General features: G+C 45.5%; 7 protein-coding genes. All 7 read right to left on the bottom strand.

Annotated elements, in window-relative coordinates; genetic code table 11:
• Positions 1 to 163: 163 nt before the first annotated feature.
• Positions 164 to 1,048 (bottom strand): hypothetical protein, encoded by an 885-nt coding sequence (locus DB520_RS04970; RefSeq protein ID WP_114748499.1) that lies wholly within the window; start codon positions 1,046 to 1,048, stop codon positions 164 to 166.
• Positions 1,049 to 1,051: 3 nt separating this feature from the next.
• Complete coding sequence (locus tag DB520_RS04965; RefSeq protein WP_232834845.1) at positions 1,052 to 3,949, bottom strand: glycoside hydrolase family 2 protein; 2,898 nt, start codon at positions 3,947 to 3,949, stop codon at positions 1,052 to 1,054.
• 99 nt (positions 3,950 to 4,048) lie between these two features.
• Complete coding sequence (locus tag DB520_RS04960) at positions 4,049 to 6,241, bottom strand: alpha-L-rhamnosidase-related protein (protein WP_114748498.1); 2,193 nt, start codon at positions 6,239 to 6,241, stop codon at positions 4,049 to 4,051.
• Positions 6,242 to 6,321: 80 nt separating this feature from the next.
• A complete protein-coding gene (locus DB520_RS04955) occupies positions 6,322 to 7,908 on the bottom strand; it encodes a sodium:solute symporter family transporter (RefSeq protein ID WP_114748497.1) in 1,587 nt (528 codons plus the stop codon).
• Between the two features lie 62 nt (positions 7,909 to 7,970).
• Positions 7,971 to 8,726 carry a phytanoyl-CoA dioxygenase family protein gene (locus DB520_RS04950; RefSeq protein WP_114748496.1) on the bottom strand — a complete coding sequence of 252 codons (756 nt, stop codon included), beginning with the start codon at positions 8,724 to 8,726 and terminating at the stop codon, positions 7,971 to 7,973.
• 35 nt (positions 8,727 to 8,761) lie between these two features.
• Entirely contained in the window at positions 8,762 to 9,856 is a 1,095-nt protein-coding gene (locus DB520_RS04945) for a Gfo/Idh/MocA family protein (protein ID WP_114748495.1), read from the bottom strand.
• On the bottom strand, positions 9,849 to 12,125 hold the full coding sequence (locus DB520_RS04940) for a glycoside hydrolase family 31 protein (protein WP_114748494.1): 2,277 nt from the start codon (positions 12,123 to 12,125) through the stop codon (positions 9,849 to 9,851). Before DB520_RS04940 ends, DB520_RS04945 begins: the two co-directional genes overlap by 8 nt.
• Positions 12,126 to 12,193: the final 68 nt, after the last annotated feature.

Genomic DNA, 12,193 nt, shown 5'->3' with positions numbered 1-12,193 from the left:
AAGTTAACACATTGGTTTTAAAATTCAAATTATGACAACAAAAATATTTATTTTTTACATTTAATTTAAAAAATAGAGTTAACAATTAATTATTCTATATTTAATGATGCTTTAACAATAGGTATTTTTACGAATTATTTAAGGCCTAAAACTAGTTCAATACCTATTTATTGGGAGCATCCATCCTAAGAAGAGCCTCTTCCCAACATAATTTGGCCATCTCCTTGAGCTTTATGGCCTGCTCCCATCTGTCACTTTCCTCCTTCAAGCCTGCTTCCCCCTGCTCAAAAGCCCTGGCGTAATAGATATCGGCAGGCAACAACTCCGGGACAAAACAAATGAAATCGCCTTTTTGGGCACTCTTCATAAACCCCTGTATGCATCGAACCCACATTTCCTTGAAGTGAGATACGAAAGGTTGGTCCAATTCTTCCCGGATGGCCACTTGAATACATCCTGGATTGCCGATGCGGGCATGGATAAACCGAACCCGCTCTAAAACAGGATGAATGAACTCCCACTTGTTCTCAATTCCTCCATAAACCATTTCCTGTCCCGTGTACCAGTGGCTGAAATCCCCATTGAACCTGATCTCGGGAAAACGCTCTACAAATTTAACGGTACGGAACATATCCTGGGTGATAGTGGCCCTGTGGGTTTCCAAAAAGATAGGATAATCGTATTTCTGGGACAAAGAGATGATTTCATCTAAAAAACGGTCAATTTCATCATCAGACTCCATTCCCCAACCCACATGTAGGGATGAACAATCATACCCATTAGATTTCCATTGCTTTACCAACTCTTCCAGCTTCCCTAACTCGTTTATCCTGGCATGTGCAGAAAGTTTAAGGCCAAGTTGTCGGCAAACATCCCTATCCCCATCCTGAACACCTGCAAACCCAGCATCCTTAATGACCATATGCTTCTCTGCTAAATCTCCCTTTGGGCCCGTGGAAAATTCAGGAAGGTCGTTGCATGTTCCTATATTCAAATCCGCCCTCAGGTAAGGTTCGGAACCCGTTCCGTCATTACAATTTCTTATCATATCTCAATCGGTTTCAATTTTAAAAAACAAAGTATGAGAAGTAGGGCCCTCCATCCATTGCGCTTGGGAAGATGGGCCTACCAGATCTGTCGCATTTACTTTATTCCTCACCGCAGGTATCACATCGAATACCCCCAGCCCCGTCTCGGGCAAAGTGTACAACAATTTATCCCTTCCGTCTCTTGGTGTATAAACCCCTAGATAGGAATTAGCATCCTCTTGGGAAATATATATCCTCCCTTGTTCTGTCTCAAATGCAGCCCATCTCCAATTGGCAAAATACCCTTTAAATTCAGGGTACTCAAAGGTTTCTCCTGGTATGGGGTCGTTGTACTCATTTTCCCAAACATCCAGCGTAGTGCCATGCAATCGGTTTTGCCATACCCTGTAGGGACCATCCCCAAGAAAACGTATCTCCTTCATATATTCCTCCGGAAACTCAAAATCAACCCCTGCCAACTCTACCACGCCATCGTAGCTATAGGTATAGTCAAGTTGCAGCAAGCCTCCGGGATGAATCGTCCAAACCACTTCTTTCAAAGGGCCAAAATAGGAGGCTACTATTTTGACAGTGTTCTCCTCCCTTTCAATGGCTATATTTTTTAGGTAAGCTTCATAATCTATGGCTTTATATACTCGGTCTATACCTTTTCCTGCCTCAGGATCCACGGTTCCGTCTAGTGTCCTGTCACCCCGTCGGGCAGCAATAAACCTTGGCCCTTTCCCAAAGGGAATAGCTTTGCCTTTCACCTTTAGGTCAGCAATCTTGCCATCTTCCTTTTTAATAATCACATGTAAATCTCCGGCCTTTACTTGGATACTCTCCTCAGATTCTTCCCAAGAGGGTTCACCCGCACCCTTGCTCAAATAGGAATCGGCTTCTTCCTTGTCCCAGGTATAAGACCATTTCCATAATTCATTCCCAAATGGATCCTTTACGCTGAGATAAAGCACATCATTTTCCCTCCATCCTTTAGGCAAGGACAAGGAAAATGTACCTTTTTCTTGAGGACCTATATCAGGCCCTTTTTTACTTCCTTGATCCACTTTACGATGGCCAGCCTTCTTATCCCCAGGCATAGGGAACTTCGCCAAAGCCCACTCAAAGGAGCATTCATTAAGGTTGGTGAAGTCATACCTGTTTTCTACAGAGAATTCCCCTTCAAAAGAATCGGTCAGCATATCTTTCTCCATGATCATCACAGGGGACCAAACCTCCTTTATCGTGAAAAAGCTTCCTTCTTTCTCATGGTGAGGGCCAAGTATACCATCGGCTGCAAAGTTCCCCTGGTTGTCGATGCGGCCATCCTGATCCGTCCTCACAACCCCCTCATCGGCAAACACCCATAAAAACCCACCTCCAAACCGTGGATGTTCACGCATTAACTCCCAATAATCATCTAAACCGGCTCCATGCCCCCCATCATAAAGCCCATGTAAAAACTCAGTGGGCATATAGATATAATCCCCTCGCATGTATTCTTGGGTTTCTCCATAGGACCTGTAGTGCATGGTCTCAATGCCGCTTTTTAATTGCTGAGGGTGCAATACGGGCCTGTCTTGAGGATCCCAGCGGCCAAATTCATCGTCTAGTTCCGGGTTCCAACCGCCCTCGTTTCCATTATCCCAAAAAATGACGCTGGGATGGTTTACATCACGCATAACAAGGGATTCCACCAAGGGCCTTCCCACATCCTCGTCATATTTGCCATGCCAGCCTGCCAATTCATGCAGCACGTATAGTCCCAGTTCATCACAGGCATCCAAAAACTCTGGGTCAGAGGGATAATGGGAAAGCCTAACAGCATTCATGTTCATTTCCTTGATCAGCCTGGCTGCCTCATAGTTGAGTTCTTTGTTCAGCGTTCTTCCTGATTCAGGCCAAAAACTATGCTTGTTGACCCCTTTGAGAATTACCCTTTGCCCATTGATATAGATACCATCGGATTCCTTGACTTCCATAGTCCTAAAACCAAATCGGTCTTCAGTTTCATGAACCAACTCATCCCCATCATAAAGCGCAAAATGAATGTCGTATAAGTTGGGGGTTTCAGCAGTCCATGGGGATATGTTTTCGAAATTTTGTTTTAAGACCATTTTATCGCTGCCAGGAGCCAATTCACTCTCCAAAGCGGATCCCAAGGAATTTCCCTTTGCATCCTTTACCTTGGCCTTTACGGTAAGGCCCCTAGGAAAACCGTCCCCAAGAAACACCTCTGCATAAAATTCCCCACTATGCCTTGCATCTATGGCTGTACGCTCAATAAATCGGGCAGGCTTTACCTCTAAAAATACGGGTCGGAATATCCCACCGAAGTTCCAGTAATCAGCCCTGCGCTCTGCTAAGTTCACGCTGGCATTTTCAGATTCCTTGCTTACTGTGGCTTCTAGCAAGTTTTCCTCCCCAAACTTCAGCAGTTCGGTAATATCATACCTAAATCTGTAGAACCCACCTTGGTGCTTGGAACCTGCGGACCTCCCATTGATTTTCACTTCCGTATCGGTCATAGCTCCCTCAAATACAATCCTCACGCGCTTATTTTCCCATTCTTTTGGAACATCAAAATGATACTTATACATCCCTACCTCATCGGCAATACCCTCTGGGTGAGGTTGCCCATAGAATCGTACCCCGTACTGGTACTTACCAAAACCCTCCTGCTCCCAAACAGAGGGAACGTTTATGGTAGTCCATTCTCCACTGTTCCTTCCATGGGATAATTTAAACTCCCATTCCTCGGTATCCTGGTAGCCAGTACCGGAAAGGTGCTGAATGATGGTCTTTGATTCCTGTGCAAGGCCACTATTTCCCAAGCAGTTAAGACCAAAAAAGAAAAGGATCCATGCCATTTTTTGTGCCGAAATGGTCTTCAATAATTTTTGGTAGCTATTGTTCCTCATTTTGAGTTGGTTTTGCCAAGTTTAGTTTTTCTAATTGCTTCTATATATTCCCCCTTTAAGGAAAGAACCTATTTTTCTATTGGGCCGGCCATATCTTCCTTATTGCATTGCTTTATAATGTAGCTCATAGGTTTGGCCAGGTTTAACTACAAGTTCATAGGTAGAGTCCTCCACTTTCTTAAATTCCATATTCGATCCCTTGGGAGGAGTTTCACTTTTGATCCTCAGGGTACCTACTCCATGATCTGCTTTAATCTTGATTTCCGAGGTACTACAAAATAGGGTGATTTCACCCTCAGGGGTAGGAACCGAGCCTTCCATCCACTCCAGTCCACCAAGGTTGGGCTCCACCATATAGGTGTCGTAGCCCGGGGAGCTGGGACTTACCCCAAAATAATATTTACCGAAAAGATAGATGGGACTTGCACCCCAGGCATGGCAGAGGCTCTTTCCATATGGTCTGCCATACATGGCCAGATGTTCTTCTCCAGATTCCTTTGGGTCATATTTCTCCCAAAATGAAGTAGCTCCCAATTCCAGCATTCCTCCCCAATATTCCCTAATTTCATCCAGGACCAGCTCCTGTTCTCCCAAAGCACATAATGCCTCAAGTTCATAAAAGCGCATGTAGGGAGTAGTGATTTTTTGTACCTCATCATTCAACAGTACATGGGTTTTTACAGCTTCTTGTTGATCCTTTGAAAGATAATCGAAGAAGATGGCAAACATATTGGCGTAACGGGTCACCTCTTCCTTTACTTCCCCATCTACCCGATGGTGCATCAAAGCCTGGTGTTCGGAGGACCAGAATACATCGAATAACTTCTCCCTCAACTGCTCAGCCATGGCTGTATAATTGGCTTCCCCGTCCCTGTCCCCTACTATTCCTGCACTAAGTGCCATTGCTTCCAAGCTCCTGGCCAGCAAGAGCTGTTGAAAACTTACTTCGCCCTCCTTCTTCAGCCCATCGGCCCAGTCAATAAATACCCAGTCGCCCGGCAACCCTTCCATCATACCGTTTTCATTCCTCCTCTCCAAACAAAAGTCCATTAGGCTTACCATTCGGGGGTAAAACTGATGAATGAATTCCTCGTCCCCGGTGAAGAGATAATAATCATAAATACCGATAAACCAATAGAAGGAATAGTCCATAATGGTATTCAGGTGGCTGCTTATGGGGTCTTTACCCCTGAGGGCCAGCAAAGTCCTGGTAACGGATGGATTATCGAAAAACAAATAGTAATTCATCAGGTAACTTTGGTAAGCATCTCCTGACCATATCCACCTATCCCGTTTAATGCCATCCAGAAAAAATTCCCTGGTATTTAAATGAAGGGTATAGGCGGAAACATCCCATATTTCATTGAGCAAATCGTCAGAGCTGGAAAAGGAGCCCTTGTAGTCTAGGGGAAGGAACTCATAAAGCATGGATACTGAATCGTAGGATACCTCTGCTTGCCTTTCCACTTGTACGTAACGAAAAGCCATGGATTGGGCCAAGGTATCGGTAGTAGCCTCGGAATAGGAAACCTCCAGCTCATCCAGGGTTTCACAATATTCTTTGTCCATAGCCTCTTCTTCAGACTCTCCATAAAACACCCGAATCTTTCCTTCGCCCTTAAGTCCATGAAAAACCAGATATCCAAAGGTCTCTTTTCCGAAGTCAATCAACTCCCCATTTGAAAGTTCTTCTCTTTCTACTGCTGGGGCGGGTTCCACTTCCAAAGCAAACTCAGAGGGTACCTTTTCTGGAGAATCAAAATTCCAATACCCCACCCTTTCCCATAGGGTGCCGGACTGATCAGAGGCTTGTCCTGTTTCGTCAATCCACTCTTTGTCCTCATAGGTCACTTCCCAGCTCGCGTCACTTTGTACATGTTCCCCCTGTAGAAAAAGTGAGGGAAGGGTTTCCTGGTTATAAACTTTTATGGCCAATTGGTGCTTCCCTGCAGATAAAGCTATGGTGTCTGGCTTACCATGAACAAGTTCCCCATCGATTTGTAGCTTAAACTGCCCGTCTGTTACCAACAGGATGTTATCCTCGGAAGGAATATCCACTTCTTTACGGAAGGTGACCATGGGATATGGGCTGTAGTAACGCCAAAGTGGGGGAAGGAACGCCCCTCTTTCTGTCCTTCTGGCCTGCATCTTGTTACTTAGCCAAATTTCATAATCACCGGGATACCATATCCAGGTGCCCTCCGACTGGGGGGCTTGGGAAAATGCAAAACTCCATCCAAAAAAGGTGAAGAGGATTCCAAGTACAAATGCTTTATGATTACGCCTTTTCATTATTTCTTCAAAACCAGTCAAAACATGTTTAAAACTGCATGAATTCCTACTATTTTTCTTCCTGCACCTTCCTGTATTCCTTATCCATGACCGTTGAAAAACCAATACAAAGCAACCATTACTAACACCAGGGCTACCCAGGATATTTTGACATAAAGCGGCATTGCCAAAAAGGAAACAGGTTTAGGTGGCAATGCACTAAGCTTAGCGAAGGGATCCCTAAGGGAAACGATTATCATCATGGCTGAGAGCAGGAGAAACAGGTAAAATGAAATCAACAGGAAATGGGGCCAAAACTCATACCTTTCGCTAGGGAAAACCCAAAGGTATAGAATTCCGGTGCACAGACTTATAGCCGTTCCCCATGTAAGTACTTTATTTGCCGCCGAACTGCTGGCCTTGGACCAAAGCGTACCAAAAAGAAAAACTACGGCCATCGGCGGTGCGATAAATCCCAAGATGGACTGGAAAATATCGAAGAGATTTAACCCTTCAATATGATCGATAGCCAAGGTAATAAATACCGCAATTACAGCCCCAAAAAGGGTTACCCATCTACCAATTCGGACCACCTCAGGCTGAGAAGCCTTTGGCTTGTATTTTTTTACGTAAATATCCATGGTAAACACTGTGCTAAGGGCATTTAGCCCGGAATCCAAGGTACTTACCAAGGCGGCAATCAGCACAGCCATGACCAGTCCTGTCATACCCACCGGAAAAAGATGGGTGACCATGGTCATGTATGCGTTGTCCGGGTTTTCAAGTCCGGGAAAAAGGATGAAGCAGAGTATCCCAGGCAAAATAAACAAGGGTACGTCCAGAATCTTAAGCCACCCTGTAAAGTTAGCCCCTAATTGCCCCTGCCTGAGGTTCTTGGCACCTAGGACAGATTGCACCATAGACTGGTCCGTACACCAAAACCACACCCCCATGACCGGGTATCCAAGAAGTATTGCAATCCAGGGATAGTTGGGGTCATCCAAGGGCATAAACAGGTTCCAATACTCCGGGGGCGTTTGGGTTACCAACCCCTCAATCCCTCCGACCTTGGCCAACCCGGTAAAGGTCAACGCAGCGGAGACCACAATCAAGAGCAGCATTTGGAAAACATTGGTATATGCAATGGCCTTAAGCCCGCCGGCAATGGTGAAAAAGGAAGCAATCAACAAAAGGGTGATTACGGCCAACCACATGGGAATGGCCAACATTTGCCGGATCAATATGCCCCCTGCAAACAAGGTGAGCGAAAGCCAACTTATCATGAGGGTTATTATGGTGTACCATGCTAAGGTATTTCTGGTAGTATCTCCAAATCGCTGTCCCATAAATTCAGGCAAGGTATGTACCCTGGCACCCAGGTAACGTGGGGCGAAGACCATAGCCAACAGCATGATAAATATAAAGGCATACCAGGCGAAATTGCCAGCCACTACCCCGGTAGAATAGCCAATACTTGCGGAGGCTAGCAGCATGGAAGGCCCCACATTGGTTCCCCACATGGTAAGTCCGATACTAGGCCATCCCAGCGTGTTTCCAGCTAGAAATAGGTTCTCCCCCTTTTTCCTGGTGCCACTAAAGCTGGCCCAATATCCAATTCCAATCAGGACCAAAAGATATATTCCTACCACTGCAAAATCCCAATAGTGCAGTACCTGGTGAACTTCCATAAGCAAAATTAAAGGTATGAATGGTAAGTACTTCACCTACCAGAATCAATTGCATCCAATTTCTATCCTTCCTGGACTTCTTTTACCCTCTTCCCGTTTTGAATAAAGGGGTCAGCCCAATAAAGAGGTTCTTTACCTTTCATGATTGGTTCAGGGGAATATTGGATCAACAGAACCCTCCTTGCCCGGTTGGTAAAATTGGAACCGCTTCTATGAAAACAAGTGCTGCTGAAAAGGGCCAAATCACCGGCATCCAAAATGGCCGGCACTCCGGGGTTTTCACCGAAATACCCAACTTTGTCATTGGTCTCCTTCTCTAAGACGTGCTCAACCCTTTTTTTGGTTCCCGCCTCACTGTAGGGAAGCAAATAGACCGTACCGTTTTCTTCCGTCACGTCATCCAGTGGACACCATATGGACAGGTAGGGCTTATGGTCAAAATCCAAATAACCAGAATCCTGGTGCCAAGAAAATGTCATACCCTTGTCGGCAGCTTTTACCACAAACTGCTCCAAAAACAAGTATACATTTTCCCCCAAAATCCTCCTGGTAATTTCCTCCAACTCCTTGCCGAAAATCAATTCCTGCATGATCTCGCTGTCTTTATAGCGCAGAGCAATAAAATACCGCTTCCCTTTATGGTTTATTTCATCGACCTCTACACCTTTCTTGTCCATTTCCGCATCCTTCTCCCGAATAAACCTCTGGCACTCCTTCCTTAATTTCTCGATCAAATCTTTGGGGATCACATCCCTTACAATGCAATATCCTTCTTCTTGGAATTGTTTTATTTGATCAGCCGTGATTATCTTTTCCATTTCAGTTCTAGGTTATTTTATAGTCATTTTTATTGTTACTTTTGGAGCCAATTTTCCAACCCATACTCCTTTTTGGTTTCATCTGGCTTTTCCGGCATTCCGGACAACAGGGATTTCTCCATGGTCTTTAGCAAGGCGACAGTACCAATGCCTTCCCTTAAATCGGGATAGGCAATAAAATCACCATGGATACTGTCTGCAAAATGTTCCAGATAGTTGTTGTATTCCCCCGCATGATGACTTTTGCCCTCGAAGCGAAAATAGTGTTTGGATTTGTGTTCCCAGGTAATCACCTGCTCTTCTCCATCTCTGTCTGTAATTGCGTAGCGCAACTCCATATAATCTCCTTGGCTACAGCCTTTGGTTCCCCTGAGGATGCAACTCATCTCCGAATCCCTCAAGGCAGGCTGCACCGGCCCAGTGTAAGCCCCGGAAACCCTCGCCACCTTGCCATCCCTTGATTTGAAAATAAAATGCATGGAATCCTCGTTTTTCAGGCCGCCTTCCCTACCGTTGCTGCTCAGCATGCCATACCCCATCACCTCCTCGATATCGGGCATGTACCAGCGAATAAAGTCCACCGGATGGCTTAAGCCTCCATAAAGCCATTTAAAGGTATTTTCCAAAGCCCAGGGTTTGGAAAGAAACCAGCGATGGTCTGCATGGTAATACGCTTCAATGGTGATCAAATCCCCAATCCTGCCCTTGAGATAATCCTCCCTTTGCTTTCGCATGGGTTCAAAAAATCTGCTGCTCTGTCCCACAAACAGCCTCTTCCCAGATATTTCTTGTAAGGCTAGTAAACCCTTGGCCTCCTTGAGATCATCCAATAATGGTTTCGTGCACACTACGTGCTTTTGGTGTTCCAGTGCCATCTTAATATGCTCGGCATGGAATTTATCCGGCGTATAAATACCTATGGCATCAATGTCAGACCGTTCCAACATCTCTGTATAAGAGGTGGTGTAGTGCGGAAAATCGAATTCCTTTGCTCTTTGCCTACAGAGGAGCTCATTGCTGTCACAGATCTGAATGAGGTCAATTTTTTCGCTATTTAGGCAGGCTGAAATGGTACTTCTCCCTTCTCCTAGACCCAGTATACCCAATCTTAGTTTATTGCCCTTATCCATTTGCAAATTGGTTTTTTTCCATCCAATACCATATCCCCTTGAAATTTTCCCCTATCTTTAGTTCCAATGTTTTTTCAGGATCGATTTCCCCTGTATGGTTGACTTTCTTAGGGTTTAAGGGAACCTTGGCCCCCTCCTTTGTCCACACGGGCATGTCGGCGAGTTCTTCTTTATGGTTCTTGAGCCATCTTGGTCCTTCTGTCTGCTTTCCCGAAAAAAAATGAACCCAGGAACCTTCTGGCAAATACACGTCCCTGCAATCCTCAGAAGTAAGCATGGGGGCTACCAAAAACGCATCCCCAAAGAAGTATTGGTCATCGATATGCCAGCAGGCGTGATCATCGGGAAAATGCAAGAGCATGCCTCTTAATACCGGTAGCCCACTATTGGTAGTTTGAATACTACTTTCCAAAATATACGGAAGCAGTGCATACCTCAAGTGCCACCACCGCTTCACAATTTCTGATATGCCCGGAAAGGAATAAGGCTCCCTCTTGGAGGTGCCGTGGTACCGTATATGGGAGGTAAACACCCCAAATTGAGTCCATCGCACATATAAATCATCTGGGATCACACTGTTCATAAAATCAGGAACCCCATGAAAACCCGGCACGTCATGGCTCCAAAAACCAAAACCGGATAGCCCTAGGTGCAGCCCACCCTTAAGGGATCCTGCCATACCTTCCCATGAGGCCGCTGCATCCCCTCCCCAATGAACCGGAAAGCGCTGGCAACCAGCCCATCCCGACCTTGCCCAGATAATGCCTTCGCCTGAGATATCTTGGGTAACTTCATAGGCTGCTTCCTGGTACAAAAGACCATATAAATTCGCCAGCCCCTTAGCATCCATTTCCTTATAAGTGGCATCCATATGGATTTCCTCTCCAAAATCGGTTTTGATGCAGGCTACCCCCATTTCCAATAACTCTTTTAGCAAATCCTGGTACCACTTCTTTGCCGCTGTGTAGGTGAAATCTATGGTACCTGCATAGTCTAAAGCACTAAAGTTTGATCCACCTTGTAATCCTGTTGATTTCCTTGGGCCTATATAGTTATTTTCTCTCGCCTCTTGTAGTTGGATGGCCTCTTCGGCGATATAGGGCATTTGCCAAAGGCTTAACCGAAATCCATTTTCCAATAATTCTTGCACAAAACCTTTAGGGTCTGGAAACCGTTCGGGATGAAATCTCCATTCACAAAGCCAATCCGTTCGGAACCAGCCCGTGTCCAGGTGGATGACATCACAGGGGAAGTCTTCTGCTCTCAAGCGCTCACAAATTTCCATGACCTCGTTGGCAGCAAAATAGGTCATCCGGCTCATCCATATCCCAAATGACCACAAAGGGGGCAGGGAGGGAAAGCCGGTTAGTTGCCTATAGGCATACAGGATTTCTGCTGGTGAATCTCCCCCTATGAAAAACACATCCAGCCTTGGCTCGCTCACCAATAACTGAACCGACCGGGAGGAGTGGTCTGCTAGGGATATCTTGGCTTCATAGGAGGTGTGAAGGAATAAGCCATAGCCTTCACTGGAGATATAAAATGGCACATTCTTATACGCTCTTTTATTATTGGTTCCCTGTGCATCCTGGTTTTTAAGCCAAAAGGTTTTGCCAGACAAGTCCATTTTAGAAAACCTTTCCCCGGTACCACAAAACCTCTCCTTGTGCGTGGCCTTTATGGAAATATACGTTTGTTGGATTTCCCCTTCCTCTCCAGTAATGTAGGCTAAAGAAAACGCTTCCCTTCTGGCAGGGAAGAATTGGTCATAATCCTGGATGGAGACCACTGAACTCCCCTTCGGATAAAAGGTGGCCTTCAAGGCATCCTGGGGAGGAGGCAACAAATCGCTCCAATGGCTGATCAACTCTTCCGCGAAATCAATTTCCCCTTTTGTGTTGGTGGCATCATCCCTTATGGTCCAAATATCCTCTTCCTGCTCCAAAAATAGTGGCCCTCTACGGGTTTCTAGGTCTTTAGAAAGCATGGGACTGTCCGGGTACACCTCTCCCAGGCTCAGCCTCAATACATTTTCACCATAGGCCGTAAGTTTCAACTTTTGAAGTTGCCTATCTACTCCCTGCTTTTTCTCTATGTTGTTTTCATTCTTTTGGCAGGAAAAAGGAACTGTAAATTCCACCTCCCCATTCTCATTGGTAGTTCCGCCCTCCGGCTTCTCCGCGATCCAGAGACTCCTTTCAGAAGGGTTCGCCCTTTTCTCGGGATCAAACTCCAAAAAATCAAAATAGGGGTAATTGGTGTGTTTCATCTGTTTATAATTTGTTTTCAACAGTCACATAGCCTGCCCCGAACTCGATTCGGGGAACTTGCTTCGGA

It is taken from the genome of Pleomorphovibrio marinus (genome assembly GCF_003347495.1).
Lineage (GTDB): Bacteria > Bacteroidota > Bacteroidia > Cytophagales > Cyclobacteriaceae > Pleomorphovibrio > Pleomorphovibrio marinus.
The sequence above is the reverse complement of the archived record's forward strand: the minus strand, read 5'-3'. Positions and strand labels throughout refer to the sequence as shown.

Bases quoted from the DNA above. Each gene is read 5' to 3' on its own strand.
- DB520_RS04960 (WP_114748498.1), bottom strand. From the start codon at position 6,241: ATGAAAAGGCGTAATCATAAAGCATTTGTACTTGGAATCCTCTTCACC.
- DB520_RS04945 (WP_114748495.1), bottom strand. From the start codon at position 9,856: ATGGATAAGGGCAATAAACTAAGATTGGGTATACTGGGTCTAGGAGAA.
- DB520_RS04965 (WP_232834845.1), bottom strand. From the start codon at position 3,949: ATGAGGAACAATAGCTACCAAAAATTATTGAAGACCATTTCGGCACAA.
- DB520_RS04950 (WP_114748496.1), bottom strand. From the start codon at position 8,726: ATGGAAAAGATAATCACGGCTGATCAAATAAAACAATTCCAAGAAGAA.
- DB520_RS04955 (WP_114748497.1), bottom strand. From the start codon at position 7,908: ATGGAAGTTCACCAGGTACTGCACTATTGGGATTTTGCAGTGGTAGGA.
- DB520_RS04940 (WP_114748494.1), bottom strand. From the start codon at position 12,125: ATGAAACACACCAATTACCCCTATTTTGATTTTTTGGAGTTTGATCCC.
- DB520_RS04970 (WP_114748499.1), bottom strand. From the start codon at position 1,048: ATGATAAGAAATTGTAATGACGGAACGGGTTCCGAACCTTACCTGAGG.